At 61.8% G+C, this 17,199-nt stretch carries 18 protein-coding genes; 11 read left to right on the top strand and 7 right to left on the bottom strand.

What is annotated here, in order from left to right; translation table 11 throughout:
* Positions 1 to 4: 4 nt before the first annotated feature.
* Genes nrtS through E4656_RS09665 form a run of 3 tightly spaced genes read left to right on the top strand, consistent with a single transcriptional unit; the run spans position 5 to position 3,265 of the window.
* Positions 5 to 280 (top strand): nitrate/nitrite transporter NrtS, encoded by a 276-nt coding sequence (gene nrtS / locus E4656_RS09655; protein ID WP_167856013.1) that lies wholly within the window; start codon positions 5 to 7, stop codon positions 278 to 280.
* Positions 273 to 2,645, top strand: a complete 2,373-nt coding sequence (locus E4656_RS09660; protein WP_135483021.1) for a putative bifunctional diguanylate cyclase/phosphodiesterase — start codon at positions 273 to 275, stop codon at positions 2,643 to 2,645. The genes nrtS and E4656_RS09660 overlap by 8 nt, the downstream gene beginning before the upstream one ends.
* A complete protein-coding gene (locus E4656_RS09665; protein WP_135483022.1) occupies positions 2,642 to 3,265 on the top strand; it encodes a hypothetical protein in 624 nt (207 codons plus the stop codon). The genes E4656_RS09660 and E4656_RS09665 overlap by 4 nt, the downstream gene beginning before the upstream one ends.
* A 5-nt stretch (positions 3,266 to 3,270) precedes the next feature.
* On the opposite strand, the gene E4656_RS09670 is transcribed toward E4656_RS09665, so the two are convergent.
* Positions 3,271 to 4,173 (bottom strand): AraC family transcriptional regulator, encoded by a 903-nt coding sequence (locus E4656_RS09670; protein ID WP_135483023.1) that lies wholly within the window; start codon positions 4,171 to 4,173, stop codon positions 3,271 to 3,273.
* A gap of 108 nt (positions 4,174 to 4,281) precedes the next feature.
* Between E4656_RS09670 and E4656_RS09675 the strand changes: the two genes are divergently transcribed.
* The 8 genes from E4656_RS09675 (at position 4,282) to E4656_RS09710 (ending at position 11,496) form a co-directional block, all read left to right on the top strand.
* Positions 4,282 to 4,824: a carboxymuconolactone decarboxylase family protein gene (locus E4656_RS09675; protein WP_135483024.1), complete on the top strand. Its 543-nt coding sequence runs from the start codon at positions 4,282 to 4,284 to the stop codon at positions 4,822 to 4,824.
* A gap of 58 nt (positions 4,825 to 4,882) precedes the next feature.
* Positions 4,883 to 5,746, top strand: a complete 864-nt coding sequence (locus tag E4656_RS09680; RefSeq protein ID WP_135483025.1) for a hypothetical protein — start codon at positions 4,883 to 4,885, stop codon at positions 5,744 to 5,746.
* A 32-nt stretch (positions 5,747 to 5,778) separates the two neighbouring features.
* Positions 5,779 to 6,171 (top strand): response regulator, encoded by a 393-nt coding sequence (locus E4656_RS09685; protein WP_205849161.1) that lies wholly within the window; start codon positions 5,779 to 5,781, stop codon positions 6,169 to 6,171.
* A gap of 18 nt (positions 6,172 to 6,189) precedes the next feature.
* Entirely contained in the window at positions 6,190 to 7,833 is a 1,644-nt protein-coding gene (locus tag E4656_RS09690; protein WP_135483026.1) for a diguanylate cyclase, read from the top strand.
* Between the two features lie 12 nt (positions 7,834 to 7,845).
* Positions 7,846 to 9,447: a GAF domain-containing sensor histidine kinase gene (locus E4656_RS09695; protein WP_135483027.1), complete on the top strand. Its 1,602-nt coding sequence runs from the start codon at positions 7,846 to 7,848 to the stop codon at positions 9,445 to 9,447.
* A gap of 94 nt (positions 9,448 to 9,541) precedes the next feature.
* A complete protein-coding gene (locus E4656_RS09700; RefSeq protein ID WP_135483028.1) occupies positions 9,542 to 9,976 on the top strand; it encodes a COG4315 family predicted lipoprotein in 435 nt (144 codons plus the stop codon).
* A 108-nt stretch (positions 9,977 to 10,084) separates the two neighbouring features.
* Positions 10,085 to 10,657, top strand: a complete 573-nt coding sequence (locus tag E4656_RS09705) for a sigma-70 family RNA polymerase sigma factor (protein WP_135483029.1) — start codon at positions 10,085 to 10,087, stop codon at positions 10,655 to 10,657.
* Positions 10,642 to 11,496 carry a hypothetical protein gene (locus E4656_RS09710; protein ID WP_135483030.1) on the top strand — a complete coding sequence of 285 codons (855 nt, stop codon included), beginning with the start codon at positions 10,642 to 10,644 and terminating at the stop codon, positions 11,494 to 11,496. Before E4656_RS09705 ends, E4656_RS09710 begins: the two co-directional genes overlap by 16 nt.
* Positions 11,497 to 11,587: 91 nt before the next feature.
* Here E4656_RS09710 and E4656_RS09715 read toward each other — a convergent pair whose 3' ends face one another.
* The 6 genes from E4656_RS09715 to E4656_RS09740 form a co-directional block, all read right to left on the bottom strand.
* The gene (locus E4656_RS09715) at positions 11,588 to 12,415 is read right to left on the bottom strand and encodes a nitrilase-related carbon-nitrogen hydrolase (RefSeq protein ID WP_135483031.1); all 828 of its coding nucleotides are present in this window, start codon (positions 12,413 to 12,415) and stop codon (positions 11,588 to 11,590) included.
* 115 nt (positions 12,416 to 12,530) lie between these two features.
* Entirely contained in the window at positions 12,531 to 13,415 is an 885-nt protein-coding gene (locus E4656_RS09720) for a glycine betaine ABC transporter substrate-binding protein (protein ID WP_420812685.1), read from the bottom strand.
* 43 nt (positions 13,416 to 13,458) lie between these two features.
* Positions 13,459 to 14,190, bottom strand: a complete 732-nt coding sequence (locus E4656_RS09725; protein WP_135483033.1) for an ABC transporter permease — start codon at positions 14,188 to 14,190, stop codon at positions 13,459 to 13,461.
* 3 nt (positions 14,191 to 14,193) lie between these two features.
* Complete coding sequence (locus E4656_RS09730; protein WP_135483034.1) at positions 14,194 to 15,348, bottom strand: ABC transporter ATP-binding protein; 1,155 nt, start codon at positions 15,346 to 15,348, stop codon at positions 14,194 to 14,196.
* A 36-nt stretch (positions 15,349 to 15,384) separates the two neighbouring features.
* On the bottom strand, positions 15,385 to 16,053 hold the full coding sequence (locus tag E4656_RS09735) for an ABC transporter permease (RefSeq protein WP_240753953.1): 669 nt from the start codon (positions 16,051 to 16,053) through the stop codon (positions 15,385 to 15,387).
* A gap of 225 nt (positions 16,054 to 16,278) precedes the next feature.
* A complete protein-coding gene (locus E4656_RS09740) occupies positions 16,279 to 17,160 on the bottom strand; it encodes a LysR family transcriptional regulator (RefSeq protein ID WP_135483036.1) in 882 nt (293 codons plus the stop codon).
* Positions 17,161 to 17,199: the final 39 nt, after the last annotated feature.

A 17,199-nucleotide genomic window follows, 5' to 3' on the forward strand; every position in this document is an offset into this window, starting at 1 on the left:
TTGAATGGCAGAGGGCCGGGAAGTGGGTACACCGTTGTTGGGACTGGATCCGAAAGTACTGCAGCCGTCGATGATCTGGCGCTCGATTCGAGTCAGTCTGGTGGTCGGAGCCTTGCTCAATCTGATCAATCAGGGCGGCGCCCTGTGGTCTGATGTGCCAGTGAACTGGTGGCATGTAGCGATGAATTTCATGGTGCCCTTTCTGGTGGCAACCTACAGTGCCTGGGCTGCAGAATCGCGCCGCAAGGCCATGCAAAAGGGACGACATAGCGGTGGCTGATCGAAAGTGGAATCTGCAGGGGGTCTGGCGCTGCCGGCTGTGTTGGTGGCTGACCGGGGCTGTCTTCGCCAGCATCGTGATCATAGAGGCCATCATCCTGGCGCCATCCTATGTCAACTATGAGCGTGATCTGCTGCAGTCCCTGAATCAGGCCGGTCAGCAGGCTACCCGGGCCGCATTGCCGGCAGCAGGCGACATGCCCGAAGCGGCTCTGGACAGTCTGGTCGGCCGTACGCTGGTGCGTGGCATTGTGTTGCATCATGGCGCCGGAGAAGTGGCCGGCGAGCCACTGACCACGGCGCCCCGGGACGACAGTGACCTGCGGCACAAGCGCCGCCGCGGAGATGGAGACTGGTTGGAAGTCAGGTGGTCGGCAGCCGATCTGGGGCTGCCCTGGGATGTCAGCGCCCGCCTTGATGCCAGCACCGTGGATTCAGAACTGACGGCCTTTGTCTGGCGCATCAGTGGTCTGGTACTGCTGATTACGGCTGTGGTCACGGTGACCACCATGGCGGTGCTGAGCCTTCTGGTGCTGAACCCGCTGCTGGCTTTCCGCCGGCGCATCATCGCGGCTGGCCAGGATCCGGCCCACCCGCTGCGACATCTGGCAGACCAGCCCGGGCGGGACGAGATGGGTGATACCGAACGCGCGTTCAATGATCTGCTGCGCCACAATGCAGGTCATCTGGCAGAGCTGGAGCGCTTCAACAATGAGCTGGCCCGGTTTCCGGACGAAAACACCAACCCGGTGATGCGAGCCCGTGAGGATGGCCTGCTGCTTTATGCCAACAAGGCGTCCGCCCCCATTCTCGACTGCTGGGGCGTGGCTGCGGGTCAGCCGTTGCCGGCTCCCATCAGGGACCGCGTATCGGTCGCTCTGGAGCAGGGGCAGCGGCAGCGCTTCGAGGAGCCTTGCGGCGATCAGCACTACATCCTGCACATCCGGCCCGTGTCCGCTGACGCGGTACATATTTACGGGCTGGATATCACCGATCGCAAGCGTTATGAAGAAGAGCTGCGTCACCGGACCTGGCACGACGACCTGACGGAGCTGTCCAATCGGGCTGCGTTCGAGCAGCGTGTCGGCCAGGTGGTGAACATGGTGTCGGCGGAGCGGGGACTGGCGGTGCTGATGATGGGTCTTGACGGCTTTCATGCGGTCAACATGACAGCGGGCCGTGCTGCTGGCGATGTCATGCTGCGCGAGACGGCCCGCAGATTGCAGAATGCCCTGCCCAAAGAGGCCATGCTGGCCCGCCTGACCGGAGACGTATTTGGTGTACTGCTGCTCAATTGTCCGGTCGACGATGCCGCCTGGGTGGCCGGTATTGCCCGGCGTCTGGTGCGGGCCCTGGAGCGGCCGTTCACGCTGTCCGATACCGACTACCGATGTGGCCTGAGCGTTGGCATTACCCTGGCCCCGGCCGACGGGCAGACTGCTGATGGTCTGATGCGCAATGCCGAAATGGCCATGCTGCGGGCCAAGGCCGATCGACGGACGACGGGAAACGACCCGGTAGCGTTCTTCGTGCCGGAACTGAGTGAGCGCATGAGTCGTCGCCAGCACCGGCTGAACGGGCTCCGCCAGGCTCTGGACAGCGACCAGTTGGTACTCTGGTATCAGCCTCAGTTGGCTGCGACCACCCATGAGCAGGTGGGGGTGGAAGCCCTGGTGCGCTGGCAGCACCCGGATGAAGGTATGATCCCACCGGCGGACTTTATTCCGCTGGCCGAAGACACCGGTCTGATTGTACCGCTGGGGCGCTGGGTGCTGACCGAAGCCTGTCGGCAGGCGTCCGCGTGGCTGCAGTCCGGTCATGGACTGCGGGTGGCTGTCAACCTGTCAGCGCAGCAGTTGCTGGCGCCGGACCTGGCTGGTGAGGTGCGGGCGTTGCTGCAGCAATTCCGCCTTCCGGCCGGACTGCTGGAGCTGGAAATCACCGAGACTGCGGTCATCCAGGATCTGGACCACACCGTCTCCGTACTCGCACAACTGGCCGAACTGGGCGTCTGCATCGCCATAGATGATTTCGGTACAGGCTACTCGTCACTGGCCTATCTGAAACAGTTGCCGGTCCACCGCGTCAAGATCGACCAGGCCTTTGTGCGGGAACTGCCGACCAATGAGCAGGATGCTCTGTTGTGTCGGGCCATCATCGGGCTGGCGCACAACCTGGGCTATCAGGTTATCGGAGAAGGCGTCGAGACGGCCGAGCAGGCCGAATGGCTGGCGCGCGAAGGCTGTGATGAACTGCAAGGCTATCACTTCGGCCGGCCCGTGCCGGGCTCCGGGATCATGTTGCCGAACCCTCCCGAGGGGGCCGATCTGAACATGCCCGGGCAGCAGAACAGAGGCAGTGCATGAGCAGCAATGTCCTCTACTATGGTCGCATCGGTCTGCGTGTGGCGCTGATTCTGGGCCTGATTCTGGTGGTGGTCGTGGGGCTGGTGCTGCTGAGCGGTGAAGGCCTGATCAGCCTCTGGCTGGACGAGCGTCAGCGCTGGTGGGTGCTGCTGGTCACCTCCCTGCTCTATGCCCTGCTGCTGGCCATTCCCTTTGTGCCGGGGGTCGAACTGGGCTGGCTGATCATGGGTGTGTTTGGTCAGTATGGTCTGGTGGCCGCCTGGTTCAGTACTGTCTGCGGGCTCAGCCTGAGCTATGGGGTGGCCCGTCGGCTGCGTGATCACCGCTGGCTGGAGCGTATTCATGCGGCGCGGGAACGTCTGGATCAGGCCGACCCCGCCAGCCTGCCGCCGTTGCGCCGGCTACTGCGCTGGGGGCTCTGTTTCTATCAGAATCATCCCTATGTGTTCCTGTTCGTTACCCTGAATCTGCCCGGGAACTGGGTCATTGGCGGCGGCGGTGGTATTGCGGCGCTGGCGGGGCTGGCCCGCTCCACCCGCTATCGGCTGTTTCTGCCCACGGTGGCGGTGGCGACCGGCCTGGTGCCGTTGCTGCTCTGGCTGGGCCTGATGCAGACCTGAGCGGATCAGACCGTATTGAGCTGGCGCCTGACCGCGCCGGCCGATACCCCGAAGGTGGCGCGGAAGGCGCGGGAAAAGGCGGCCTCGGACTGATATCCCACCTGCAGGGCCGTGGCCAGCACTGAGGTACCTCTGGACAGGTGAGTCCAGGCCAGTTGCATGCGCCACCAGGCCATGTATCGGGCCGGAGTCCAACCGCTGATCCGTCTAAAATGGTTGGCGAAGCGGCTGCGGCTCATGGCCGCCTCGGCAGCCAGTTCGGACAGCGTCCATGGGTGTTCGGGCCGGGCTTGAAAGCGGGTCATGGCGCGGGCCAGCCCAGGGTCCCTCAGCGCACCCAGCAGTCCGGCCGGGGTGGCGTCATCGGTGCGCTGATGGCGGATGGCCTGCATGAAGATCAGCTCTGCCAACTGATCCAGCACTGCAGCCTGGCCGGGGGCCGGGTGCTGGCTTTCCCACAACACCTGCTGCAGGAGCGGGTTCAGCCACGGATCATTGCCCGGGTCCCGGCGCAGCAGCGTCATCTCCGGCAAAGCTTCCAGCAGCGCGCGCGAGGCCTGATGCGCAAAGGTCACCGAGGCGCAGAGCAGCCCGGTATGGCCGCTTTGCAGCGGTTGTTCCATGCCGAAGGTCTGCATGGGCCGCTCCTGCGGCTCCAGGGTGCGCAATTGGTGTGGCTGCTCGGCCGGAAAAAGTACCAGATCTCCCTTTGCCAGGGACCAGTGCCGGCCGCCCCAGCTCAGCTCGCATTCGCCATGCGAGACCAGGTGGAAACAGGTCTGTCCGATCTCGTGTTCGGCCAACTCCCAGTTTCCGCACAACTGCTGGTTGTGATAGACGGTACAGCGCAGATCCACCATGCCCAGGAGGGTGTCGAGCGCAGAGCGCGCCGTTGCATGGTCTGTCATGATGATGGCCCTTTGATACGATGGAGCAACTTATAAATACTATTTGGCATTCATAGTACAGAATGTTGAGCCATACTGCCTCTACATTACTCAGACGAGGCAAGCCCCATGTTCAAAGCTCACACAGTACAGACAGCGCCCGGGAAATCCGCTCGGGTGATCGAGGCCGTCGAGAAAAAGATGGGCTTTGTGCCCAATCTGTTTGCGTATCTGGCCGAGTCTCCGGCCGCCATTCAGGCCTATGTGCAACTGGATGCCCTGCTGGCCGAGAGCGAGCTGACCCCGCAGGAAGTTCAGTTGATCCTGCTGACCACCAGTGTGACCAACCGCTGTAATTTCTGCGTGGCAGCGCACTCGGCCGGCGGTACCAAGGCCGGGCTCGACAAGGACACCATTGCGGCCGTGCGGCGGGAGGACAGCCCGAGCGGCGCGCGCGATGCCGCCCTGATCACCTTCGTGCGCAAGGTCGTGAATGAGCGCGGCTGGGTTGGCGAGGAAGATGTTCAGGCCTTCTTGCAGGCCGGCTTCAGCAAGGCCAATGTGTTTGATGTGATCACTGCGGTCAGCCTGAAGACGCTGTCCAACTACAGCAACCATTTGGCGCATCCGGAACTGAACGAGCAGTTGGAACCCTTCGCCTGGGAGAAGTAACCGGAACTCCGGGCGTTCGGCGTGGTCACACAGCCGGACGCTGACTGGAGACTGAAAGATGGACCTGACAGGTAACATGGTGGCGATGCTGCTCGGTGTCGGCAGCTCCGCCACCCTGCATATCTCCCAGGTGCTGATGCGGCTGGGGGTGGTCGGCCTGCGGGCCGGCGACCGCAGCCTCTGCCGGTGGGCCGTTTATCTGACGGGGCTGCTGCTGAACTTTACCGCCCCCTTCTGGGTCATGGCGGCCAACCTCTTTGCCGACACGCTCTGGTTTACCTCCATGTTTGCCACCGGTCTGGTGGTCTCGCTGCTGTTCTCGCGGCTGGTGCTTGGCGAGACCATCACGCGTGCCCAGACTCTGGGTGCAGTGCTGATCGTGGCCGGCACCCTGTTGATTGCTGCCGCTGGCCTGACTGGGCTCCCAGGCCGCACCGGCATGCTGAATCTGCCCCTGTTGCTTGCTGTTTCGCTGGGCTGGGTCCTGCTGATGCCTGTACTGGGATTGTTATGTCGCCATCGTCAGTTGCGTGTTCAGGAGACCGTATTTGGCCTGGCAGCCGGTGGGTTTCTGGCTCTGGATGCGCTCTGGAAGAGCCTGTCGCAGCAGCGTTTTGATGGCGGAGTTGGCCTGTTGCCGGTCAGCCTGGATGCCTGGCTGTTTCTTGGCGTGAGCTTCGTCGGCGCCTTGGGTGCGTTCCTGATGATGCAATGGTCCTACTGGCGCCATTGCAGACCCGTCGGCGTGCTGGTGAGCTACAACCTGATGTATGTCAGCCTGCCGCTCGCTTTGGCTGGAGTGATGGCGCTCCGGCACGGGGTGGCACAACTGAATGTGCTTATTCTGTCGGGGCTGCTGCTGATGCTGGCGGGCGGCCTGATCAGTCAGTCGCGCATGGCATTGCAGTGTGGCAAAGACTAGACTCGGAGATATATCAGCCAGTAGTGCAGGTCATGATGAGCGGGTTAAGGAAAATCCTGTATGTAGAGGATGATGTCGATATCCAGATGATCGCCAGGTTGTCGCTGGAGACCGTTGGGGGCTATGACCTTATGCTTTGTGACTCCGGCGCCGAGGCGCTGACCCAGGCCGCCGGCTACGGGCCGGACCTGTTGCTGCTGGACATGATGCTGCCGGACATGGATGGGCCCGAAACCCTGTCCAGGCTGCGCGCGGATGCGCAACTGAGCTCCGTGCCCGCCGTGTTTCTCACCGCCCGCACTGATGCCTGGCTGGGACCTGCTTGGCGGGATCAGGGCGTAATAGGCGTGTTGCGCAAGCCCTTTGACCCCATGACCCTGCCGGAGCAGGTCGGGGCGCTGTGGGCAGAATGGTGCAGCCAATAGTGAACGAGTGGCGGTGAAATGAAAGATACCTCGGTGCAGACCCAACTGCAGGCCCTGCGTGAACAGTTCATGACTCGGTTGCAGGATGACTGTGCGGCCATGCGCGAGTTGCTGGACCAGATCGAGCGTGCCGAGCCCGACAGTGATCGGCAGACGCTGGTGCTGGGCGAGCTGCAGCAACGCCTGCATCGGCTGGCCGGTACGGCCGGCACCTTCGGTTTTACCGAGTTGGGAGATCAGGCCCGGCTTGCCGAGCATCGCCTGGATGCCCGTTTGAGTCAGGCGTCGTCCGGATGTGCTGAATTGCAGGATGTGCTGTCGACGGTGCGGCAACTGATTGCAGATCCACCGCTCAGCAGCAGTCAGCCAGCCTCAACCCCAGCCGTCACGTCGGCTGTGTCGCCGCATTCGCCTCCTTTCTCCATCCTGCTGATGGAACCCAATGCCGAACTGGCAGAAGATGTGCAACGTCAGTTGGCTCCGTTCGGGTTCACGGTCGAACGGGCTCCCGTCAGCGCCTTTCTGACCGGCCCTGATCCGGGCAGCGCCCTGCCCGCTCTGCTGTTTGTCAATCTGGACGCGTTGCTGGCCGAGACTGACGGGGCAGAGCCGGATACCAGCCAGTGGGCAGGCAGTTCCTTGCTGGTTTATTCTGCCAGCGATGAATTCGATCAGCGTCTGCTGGCAGCCCGCATGGGCGTGGAAGGCTACTTCACTCAGCCGCTGGACATCCCGCGCGCGATCGGCTTTCTGGTACGGGTGCTGGACAGTCGGCAGGAGCCGGAACCGCGCATTCTGCTGGTGGAAGACGATGAGTTGCTGGCCCAGCACTTCAGCAAAGTGCTGCAGCAGGCCGGCATGGAGGTGCACTGGGAGGATGATCCGCAGGCAATCATCGAGACGGTAGCAGAATTCCAGCCGGATCTGGTGCTGCTGGATCTGCACATGCCGCAGGTCGCGGGGGACGAGGTGGCGGCCGTATTGCGCCAGTACGAAATGCTGACCACGTTGCCCATCATGTATATTTCTGCCGAAACCGACCAGCAGCGCCAGGCCGCAGCCATGCGTCGCGGGGCGGATGACTTTCTGACCAAACCGGTATCCGACGATACGCTGATCATGAGCATCATGGCCCGTGTGGAGCGTGCCCGGGAAATGCGTACCCTGATCTCCCGGGATGGCATGACTGGTCTGCTCAAGCATTCCAGCTTTCTCGAAGCCGGCGCCGTGGAACTGGAACGCAGCCGGCGCCAGGGCTACAGCTGTGTCGTGGTCATGCTGGATATCGACCACTTCAAGCGCGTCAACGATACCTGGGGGCATGCCACCGGTGATACCGTGATTCGGGCCATGGCCACCTTGTTGCGCCAGCGTCTGCGCCAGACCGATCTGATCGGGCGCTATGGCGGCGAGGAGTTTGCGGCGCTGCTGGCCGACTGTGCACTGGCAGATGCGGTGGAACTGCTGGAAGCTGTGCGTCAGCGCTTTGCTGACATCGACTTCAATACGGAGTCCGGTGACGCTTTCCGGTGCACGCTGTCGATTGGTCTGACACAGGCTGATCCGGACCGGAAAGAAACCATTGGCGCCCTGATTGACCGGGCTGATCAGGCGTTGTATGACGCCAAGCGGGCCGGGCGGAACCGGCGGAATCAACGCTGAACGGAGTGCCTCATGAAAGCACCGGCAGAACCATTTGATGAAGTCCTGCGCCAGCGCGAGCTGGACCTGCTGGGCATTGTGGACACCCCGGCAGAAGAGCGTTTTGATCGTATTACTCGCCTGGCGCAGCGACTGTTTGATGTGGATATTGCCTTGGTATCGCTGATTGATCATGACCGTCAGTGGTGGAAGTCACGTCAGGGTATGTTCGATACGCAGGCCCCGCGCATGACGTCATTCTGTGGCCATGCCATTCTGTCCAGCGAGGTGATGGAAGTCAGCGATGCGCTGCAGGACCCACGGTTTCATGACAACCCGCAGGTGACGGGGCCGCCCCATGTCCGCTTCTATGCCGGGGCGCCGTTGCACATGCTGTCCGGCCGCCGCGCCGGCACCCTGTGCGTGGCGCATTCAGAGCCGCGCCAGCTCACAGAGGCGCAGCGGGCGGACCTGCGTGCCCTGGCGGATCTGGTGGAAGAAGCGCTGTATGCGCGCGACCGGGACCTGCTCAAGCGGCAGGCCGAAGAGCGTGAACGGCTGCTGAATGCCCTGTTCGAACTGTCTCCCATCGGCATTGCCCTGATTGATGTCGACACCCGTCAGTTGCTGGAAGCCAATGCGGCTCTGGCCGAGCAGCAACAGGAAGGGATGGGAGCCCTGTTGAAACAGACCTATGAAGAGTTGCTGCCAGTCAGCCAGCGCGGTCTCGAACTGGTCCGCTTTGCCCGCCTCGCCACCCCCGGCTGGCACCCGCCGTTCGAGTCTGAATTCGAGCGTCGCGACGGTACGACCTACCCGGTACAGATTTACGCGGCCATGATGATGGCCCGCAATGGCCGGCGTAATATCTGGATGCTGGTGGAAGACATCAGCAGCCGCCGTGAAGCGGAGCGTCTGAAGAGCGAGTTTCTGGCTACTGTCAGCCACGAACTGCGTACACCTCTGACGGCGATAGCAGGCACTCTGGGGCTGTTGCGCGGGGGTGCCGTGGGCGCGCTGCCAGTCCCGGTGCTGCCTCTGGTCGAGGCGGCGTGGGAAAACAGCCAGCGGCTGCAGTACCTGATCAATGACCTGCTGGATCTCGAACGCCTGGAAGCGGGCCGCATGCACCTGCAGTCCTCCGTGCAGCCGCTGTTGCCGCTGCTGGAAGAAGCCTGTCGCAGCAATGAGAGCTATGCCCACCAGCTTGATGTCACCCTGAAGGCGCTGGATCTTGACCAGAGTCCGGCCGCCATGGCACTGGTCAATGTCGATGCGCATCGGTTGCAACAGGTGCTGGGCAACTTGCTGTCCAATGCAGCCAAGTTCTCGCCGCCGGGCGGTGAAGTGAGGCTTTGGGTGGATCATTCGGAACCGGGTTGGATCAGGGTCAGTGTGCAGGATCAGGGGCCGGGCATTACCCCGGGATTCCGTGATCGCCTGTTCGACAAGTTCACCCAGGCGGATTCCTCCGACCGACGGCGGCATGGCGGTACGGGGCTTGGTCTGGCCATTTCCCGGCAGTTGATGATGCTGATGGACGGCTATGTCGGCTTTGAAAGCGAGCTCGGTGCGGGCTCGACCTTCTGGATCGAATTGCCGCTGCAGGGCCATCAGGCAGCGTCTGGTGAATGACCTACTGGATGCAGGTGCTGCATCCAAATCGGACTCCGGGGTCGTCTTGTTCTGTGCAGTCTTTGTATTTCTCCACAGACAAGAGGAACCAACCATGATCAGAATAATTTTCCCCGCCCTTGCCTGCACCCTGGTGGCCTGTGCCGGCCTGACACTGGCAGACAGCCCGGTCGCGGTGCGCGACACCACACTGGGACCGGTGCTGACCGATTCGGATGGCATGACGCTGTATCTGTTTACGCGTGACGAACCGGGCGTCAGCAACTGCTACGACGGCTGTGCTGCCGCCTGGCCGCCCTACATGGCCGAAGAGGGTGCTGCGGCGACGGATCGCCTCAGCCTGGTGCCACGGGATGACGGTGGTCAGCAATGGGCCTATGACGACATGCCGCTGTATTACTGGGTCAACGATCAGCAGCCCGGTGATGTAACGGGCCAGGGGGTCAATGATGTCTGGTTTGTCATTGAAGTGAGCGAGGGCGAGGCCGTCCGCAGCCGTTCCGAGCGCAGCCGGAGCTCCGGCTACTGACGGCCGGTTGCCGAGCCACAGCACTGATCTGTCATGTCGTTCCCCGGGCGCTCCGGCATTCTTCAGGCTATGATGTCTGAGTACAGTCATGCGCAGTCTGGAGGTTGCATGTGCCCGCGGAAGCCGAATCTCGAGCCACAGGGGAGGGCTCGTCAGATCGGGGCCGGTGATCCGGCGGCGCTGCTGCGCCAGGTGGCACAGCAGGATCCGGCCGCGCTGCGGGCCCTGTACGAACTGACCAGTCCCCGCCTGCTGGGCGTGATCAGACGTATTGTGCCGAATGAAGCGGACAGCTGTGACGTCTTGCAGGATGTCTACATCCGGGTATGGCACAGTGCCAGGCAATACAGTGGCGCCGGTTCGGCCTGGGGCTGGCTGATTGTGATGGCACGCCATCTGGCCATGGATCGGCGCAAGCAGTGCCAGCGCCGGCATGAGGTGCCCCTGCCGGAACTGGACGCGCTGTGGGCAGAGTCGTCGTCCGATGACGGCGTATGGGCGCACAGTATTCAGCAGTGTCTGGAGCGTCTGCGGGGGGAGCCCCGAAATGCCATCCTGTTGTCCTATGTCTACGGCTACAGCCATGGTGAGCTGGCCCTGCACCTGGGGCGTCCATTGGGCACGGTCAAGGCCTGGTTGCGGCGCAGTCTCACAGAGTTGAAGCTATGTCTGGAATCCTGAGATACAGCCTGCCGGCGGTCCGCGAACACCTGGCACGCCAGTATGTCGCCGGTGACCTCCATCCGCTGGCGCGGCGCCGCATGGAGCGTCTGCTGGCCAGTGATGCATCGCTGCAGCAGGCCGTCGAGTACTGGGCGGACACTCTGTATCCGCTGCAGCAGGGGTTGCCGGAAGCAAAGCCGCCCGCCTTTGTCTGGCGGCGCATCGAGCAGGCCATTGATCATGCGAGACCGGCAGCGCAGTCTGCCGATGCGGGTAGTTCACCGTCTGTCCCGGCTGGGATGCTGCTGTTCAAGTGGCTGGCGGCCGTCAGCACGACCATAGCGGTAGGCCTGGCGCTGTTGCTGTTGCGCCCGTCCGAGGCCCCGGAGATACGCAACCCGGCCTATCTGGCGCCGCTGAGTCACCGGGACACCGTTACCCTGGTCCTGTACGGATTTGCACGTACGGAACAGGCGGCCCCGGAACTGCGCCTGCAGTGGGCCCGCACCTACCACCCCCGACCCGAAGGCGAGCTGCACCTGTGGGCCGAACTGGCCGCCACTGGCGAGTGGCACTATCTGGGCGAGCTGCCCCCGGACAGGGAACAGCTGCCACTGGCAGGCCGCGACTGGGAGGTCCTGACCGCCAGTCGACGCCTGCTGGTCAGCCGCAGCAATCGGCCCCAGGACTGGACGCAGGTGGTTATGGCCGGGCCCTGTATTCAGTTGTATTCCGAGGACACCGTCGACAATCAGTCTTCACCTGCCAGCCATGCCCATTCTGCCGGGGCACGTGCATCCGGAGGCGTCCGTGCAGCCGTTGCTGCCACTGCAGTCGGACAGCGGCTCGGGCAGTGAAGAGCGCCTGTCTCCGAAGGCTCGAGTGCTGGTGCCTCTCTGGGGCCGAAGGCTATCAGGTGGTCGGCACAGGCCCAGCGAGCATTGGCCGTCAGGACAACAGGCGCTGCACCAGGGGTGTATTGGCGTTGCGCAGAGTCGGACAGTCAAGCCGGGCCCGTGCGATTTCTAGGCGGGACAGTTCGGCCACCACCAGCATGTCCTTGTCTTCTGCCATCGCCAGCAGTTCGCCTCTGGGGCCCAGAATGCAAGACCCGCCCCAGAAATGATGCGAGCCCTCGGCGCCGTAGCGGTTGGCCATCACAATTGGCAGGCCATACATCATGGCGTAGAACCTGAGCGTGAGCATCCAGTTGTTCTCGTTGGAAAACTCGGCACTGACAATGCCGGATGCCGAGTTTATGGGCGCGCACAGAATGTCCGGCCGCTCCAGCGCGGCGGCATGAACCAGTGCCGGATTCCAGAGGTCGGCACAGATCAGGTGGCTGGTCTGCCAGCCCTGCTGGAGTCCTGTGCAGGTCAGTGACGAGCCGCTGGTAAACCATTTGCCCTCTTCGAGTCCGCCGTATGTCGGCAAATGGAGTTTGCGGTGCACGGCCACGACTTTGCCGTGCCGGAGAATGGCGAGGGCATTGGCATACTCGCCCGGACTGATATGTTCGACAAACCCGACCACCGTCTGCATGGACCCCGACACGGCTGCCAGATCCAGCAGCAGTTCGGAATTGCGCAGGCAGGCCACGTCGAGAATGGCCGGCCCAAGCGCATAGCCAGTCAGTGACAGTTCCGGAAAGACCAGGCACTCGACACCGTTCTGACGCGCTGTACTGATCCAGTCCCGGTGCTGTTCTGCATTGTTCGTGATCTCGCCCAGTTCGGGGTTGATCTGGGCAGCGGCGACAGTAAGGGTTTCCTGCATAAGATACCTGCTGAATGAGACGGCCCCGATGGCAGTTCATCCGGATGCCCGATGCGCAAAAAAAGCCGTTGTCACCAGACCGGTGACAACGGCTCGGGTACGTCATGCTGCAAGATTACAGCAAATCATGTTCACGCAGAAAGTTCTCCGCGACACGCTCGATGGTTTCCCCGTCAACATCCACTTCGGCGTTGAGGGCGGCCATGGTCATGTCATCCAGCAGCGCCGACAGAGCGTTCAGCTGATCCGCCAGATCCGGGAAGTCCGTCAGATTTTCTTCCCGCACAACCGGGGTCAGGGCATAGGCCGGAAAGAACTCGCCATCGTCTTCCAGGACATGGAAGTCGAACGCCGGGATGCGGCCATCGGTCGCAAAGACCAGTCCAACATCCACCTGGCCGTCACGCAGCGCCTGATAGACCAGCCCTGAGTCCATGCGGCTCACTTCGCTGCGGCCGACCTGGAAGTCATAGGCCTCCAGCAACGGTCTCCAGCCATCATCACGTGCGTAAAACTCTGCATTGAGGCCAAACTCCAGATCTTCTCCGTTGTTCACCGCAGCGGCCAGGTCGCTCAGCGACAGGAGGCCACGTTCCTCGGCGTCATCACGACGCATGGCCAGAGCATAGGTGTTGTTGGCGGCTGATGGCTCGAGCCAGACCAGGCCCTTTTCGGCATCCAGTTCCCTGACCCGCTGATAGGTGGCCTCGGGGTCGAGTTGCTCACTGACATTGTTGAAATTGATCAGTGATGTGCCCGTGTACTCCCAATACACATCGACCTGGCCGTTTTCCTGCGCCTGGCGCAGAACGGCGGTGCCCATGCCGGCCCGGGTGTCGATGTCATAGCCCAGTGCTTCCAGATACTGACTGGTCATGCTGGCCAGAATCTGCTGTTCGGTAAAGTTCTTGCCGCCAACCACCAGATCGGCTGCCTGTGCCTGGGTAAGAGCCGTTCCGGCCATGGCCAGGGCGATCAGTGCGGTGCACAGTGTCTTCATCATTGTTCTCCTGTGATGTCTTCTGTCATGAGTTGCTTTATTGTCATGCCCGGTTGGGGTTCACGCCGCGCGGTACCACCAGGAAGGCGATAACAGCGATCAGTGCGTCCACAGCAATGGCCAGCATGGCTGTAGGGATGGCTCCGGCCAGCATCATGGCCGGATCAAAGAGGTCGATGCCGGTGAAAATCAGTTCGCCCAGGCCGCCGGCACCGATCAGAAAGGCCAGCGGGACGGTGCCGACATTGATGGTCAGGGCGGTCCTGATGCCGGCGAATATCACGTACAATGCGTTGGGCAGTTCGACCCGGAACAGGCGCTGCGTGGGCGACATGCCGATACCGGCAGCAGCCTCCAGCAAAGCCGGAGATATGCCGGTGAGACCGGCAAAGGTATTGCGGGTTATGGGCAGCAGGGTGGCCACGAAGAGGCCAAACACAGCCGGAGTCGTGCCAATGCCCAGAAAGCTCATCGACAGTGCCAGCACCGCCAGCGTGGGGATGGTGGTGCCCACATTCAGTACCTGCATGATGCTTTCTGCCACCCTGGCCATGCTGGGTCGCGACAACACAATGCCCAGAGGAATGCCGACAGCGATTGCCAGCGAGCCGGACATGGCCGTCAGCCAGAGGTGTTGCATGGTCAGGTACTGAACATCAGGCCAGTGCCACAGGAATTCGTCGATAAAGCCGGTGGCATAGGTCCAGGCACCGGCAGCGAACACCGCCGCCAGCACCATAATTCTGCCGAAACGTTGCAGCATGGACGCAAGCATGGCTCAGGCTCCTGTTGCCGGTGCAGTGGCAGTGCGTGCTGCGGCTCGGAAACGGGCGCCCAGGTGACGCGTCATGGCACGCTGCGTGATCTGTCCGCAGACCTTGCCGTTGTCATCAATGCAGGGCAGCCAGGTGGTGTCCTCGGCAAACATGATCGATGTGGCTTTGCGCAGGCTGTCGCCCATGTGGATGGTGCCCGGTAACGGCTGGAAGTGGTCCCGGCAGTATCCGCGGGTAAGGCTGGCCACGGAGCGCGGAACCATGCCGACCGGTTCATTCTGCTCATTCACCATCAGAATCGAGAGCTGGTAACCGTATTCATCCATGCGTTTCAGGGCGGTGGCCAGGGTATCGCCGGGGTTGACGGTACCAATGTCGCTTGACACAACATCCCCCACCCGCACCAGATTGAGCCGCTTGAGGGCCCGGTCATCGCCCAGAAATGACTCCACGAACTCGTCCTTGGGCGCGGCCAGCAGGTCATCGGGCTCGGACAACTGGACCAGTCTGCCAGCGCGGAAAATGGCGATACGATCACCCATCTTGATGGCTTCATCGATGTCATGGCTGACAAACAGAATGGTTTTCTTCAGCGCCTGCTGCATCTTCAGGAACTCATCCTGAATCACCGCCCGGTTGATCGGGTCGATGGCGCCAAAGGGCTCGTCCATGAGCATCACCGGCGGATCTGCTGCCAGTGCCCGAGCCACGCCGATACGCTGTTGCTGGCCGCCCGACAACTCGCTCGGATAGCGATTGAGATAGATGTTCGGGTCCATGGCGATCACGTCCATGAGTTCCCGGGCACGTTCGCGATAGCGTTTGGCGTCCCAACCCAGCAGCCGGGGTACGGCCGTGATGTTCTCTTCAATGGTCATGTTGGGAAAGAGACCGATCTGCTGAATGACGTAGCCGATATTGCGGCGCAGGTCTTCGGTCTGCATGCCGCTGGTGTCTTCGCCCTCGATGAATACCTTGCCGGAGGTGGGTGGCACAATGCGATTGATCATCTTGAGGGTGGTGGTCTTGCCGCAGCCCGACGGCCCGAGCAATATGCAGATCTCTCCCGAAGGGACTTCCATCGTGATGTGATCGGCAGCGATGACGCTGCCTTTCTGTGTCTCGAATATCTTGGTGAGGTTTTCCAGGCGAATCATGTCTTCAGTTCCTCTGCAATCGGTGTCGGTACTGCCTCAGGCGCCTGCGCCTGCACTCCGGCTCAGTCCTTTCGGGGTCAGCCAGCGCTGCAAGGCCAGCAGGGTGTAGTCGGTGATGACCGCCAGCAGACTGACCGCGACGGCGCCGACAATCAGTTGACGCGGGTCGGACTGGGAAATGCCACGACTGATGAAGGTGCCCAGGCCACCCGCTCCGATATAGGCAGCAATGGCCATGACGCCGATGTTGAGCACCACCGCCGTGCGCACCCCGGCCATGATCACCGGGATGGCGAGCGGGATTTCCACCTGACGCATGCGCTGCAGCGGACTCATGCCGATGCCGCGTGCGGCCTCACGCAGAGCGGGACTGACATTGTTGATGGCGGTATAGGTGTTGCGAATGATCGGTAACTGGGAGTAGAGCAGCACTGCAATGACGGCGGGCACGTAGCCGATACCGTGGCCGAACACCGAAAGAATGGGGATCATAAGACCGAACAGGGCGATCGACGGGATCGTGATGATGATGGAAGCCACATAGAGTACGACTCTGGCGACACGTTCCGACTGGGTGATGGCTATTCCGATCGGGACGCCTGTCAGCGTGGCCAGACCGACGGCAACGCCTACCAGTGAAATGTGTTCAACGGTGCGGGCCAACAGGACATCAATGTTGGTCCACGCATATTGGATGAGTTCCACCGAATGACTCCCTCCTGTCGTTTTTATTGCGTCTTGGACCATGTCGGCGACTGACCCAGATCAATTTCAGGCTAACAGAAGCTTTGATCTATTTGTTCTATAAATCCATTAAGATTTATTATTTCAATTATTAATTAATCTGATGGGAAATTGATCGTGATTCGGTCGGTCGGGCAGGACAGTGAGCAAAGAATCGGTGTCACCGGGTCGGGAAATGCATTCGTTTCAGTGCATGCTCAGAGGCATGGGTTCGAGATTGTCGGCATGGGTAACGATACCGACGAGTAATTCGCACAAGGCATTGAACGCTTCGTTGTTGGTCTGGCTGGGGCTCCGATGAAGTTCGGTCTCCACATGGCCAAGGGCAGGCAAATCTGCCTCCGGGCCAATGATGCGACAGTTTCTGGGGATGCTGCGCGGTGTCTTGACCGTGGCGGCCAGACCGAGTTGCACTGGCAGGTTGATACCCGTGGGCGACTGACTGGTAAAGCGCACATCCCAGTGAATCTCCTCTCGCCCCAGGGCGGCAAAGGCGTGTGCCCGGAAGATGCAGCCCTCGGGATTGAGTGCCAGATGCAGGGGATCGCGACGGGGCAACGGGTGTTCGGCAGAGGCGACCCAGACCAGGGGTTCCCGCCCCAGCAACTGACCGGACTGGGTAGGTGTGTGACGAATGGCCAGAACCACATCCAGCAGGCCGTCCTGAAAGTCTCGGACCAGCAGGGAACTGGCTTCACAGATCACCTCGATGCGTACGTCAGGGTATTCCCGTGAAAAGCGTTCCAGCAGATGTGGCAGGTAGGCGATGGCCTGCTCCTCGGTTATGCCCAGTCGGATCAGCGTTTCCGGGCTTTCAGCACCCAATACCCGGATGGCCTCATCATGCAGTTTCAGGATATGCCGTGCGTAGGGCAGCAGGCGTCCGCCGGCCGGGGTCAGCACCACTTGGCGGCTGGTGCGCCGGAACAGGGCTTCGCCCATCCGGTCTTCCAGTCGTTTGATCTGCAGACTGACGGCAGACTGGGTGCGATGCAGCAACTTGCCAGCGGCACTGAAGCCGCCGGTCTCGGTAACGGCGACAAACGCCTTGAGCAGTTCGGTGTCCATGAGCACCCTCCTTCCACCATCTATTTGTATTCAAAATGA

This window comes from Natronospirillum operosum, from assembly GCF_004768465.1.
Taxonomy (GTDB): Bacteria; Pseudomonadota; Gammaproteobacteria; order Pseudomonadales; family Natronospirillaceae; genus Natronospirillum; species Natronospirillum operosum.

Excerpts from the sequence above, each read along its gene's own strand:
- E4656_RS09670 (WP_135483023.1), bottom strand. The coding sequence starts at position 4,173 with ATGACAGACCATGCAACGGCGCGCTCTGCGCTCGACACCCTCCTGGGC.
- E4656_RS09710 (WP_135483030.1), top strand. The coding sequence starts at position 10,642 with ATGTCTGGAATCCTGAGATACAGCCTGCCGGCGGTCCGCGAACACCTG.
- E4656_RS09665 (WP_135483022.1), top strand. The coding sequence starts at position 2,642 with ATGAGCAGCAATGTCCTCTACTATGGTCGCATCGGTCTGCGTGTGGCG.
- E4656_RS09720 (WP_420812685.1), bottom strand. The coding sequence starts at position 13,415 with ATGAAGACACTGTGCACCGCACTGATCGCCCTGGCCATGGCCGGAACG.
- E4656_RS09740 (WP_135483036.1), bottom strand. The coding sequence starts at position 17,160 with ATGGACACCGAACTGCTCAAGGCGTTTGTCGCCGTTACCGAGACCGGC.
- E4656_RS09700 (WP_135483028.1), top strand. The coding sequence starts at position 9,542 with ATGATCAGAATAATTTTCCCCGCCCTTGCCTGCACCCTGGTGGCCTGT.
- E4656_RS09675 (WP_135483024.1), top strand. The coding sequence starts at position 4,282 with ATGTTCAAAGCTCACACAGTACAGACAGCGCCCGGGAAATCCGCTCGG.
- nrtS (WP_167856013.1), top strand. The coding sequence starts at position 5 with ATGGCAGAGGGCCGGGAAGTGGGTACACCGTTGTTGGGACTGGATCCG.
- E4656_RS09725 (WP_135483033.1), bottom strand. The coding sequence starts at position 14,190 with ATGCTTGCGTCCATGCTGCAACGTTTCGGCAGAATTATGGTGCTGGCG.
- E4656_RS09695 (WP_135483027.1), top strand. The coding sequence starts at position 7,846 with ATGAAAGCACCGGCAGAACCATTTGATGAAGTCCTGCGCCAGCGCGAG.
- E4656_RS09690 (WP_135483026.1), top strand. The coding sequence starts at position 6,190 with ATGAAAGATACCTCGGTGCAGACCCAACTGCAGGCCCTGCGTGAACAG.
- E4656_RS09715 (WP_135483031.1), bottom strand. The coding sequence starts at position 12,415 with ATGCAGGAAACCCTTACTGTCGCCGCTGCCCAGATCAACCCCGAACTG.
- E4656_RS09730 (WP_135483034.1), bottom strand. The coding sequence starts at position 15,348 with ATGATTCGCCTGGAAAACCTCACCAAGATATTCGAGACACAGAAAGGC.
- E4656_RS09685 (WP_205849161.1), top strand. The coding sequence starts at position 5,779 with ATGATGAGCGGGTTAAGGAAAATCCTGTATGTAGAGGATGATGTCGAT.
- E4656_RS09680 (WP_135483025.1), top strand. The coding sequence starts at position 4,883 with ATGGACCTGACAGGTAACATGGTGGCGATGCTGCTCGGTGTCGGCAGC.
- E4656_RS09705 (WP_135483029.1), top strand. The coding sequence starts at position 10,085 with ATGTGCCCGCGGAAGCCGAATCTCGAGCCACAGGGGAGGGCTCGTCAG.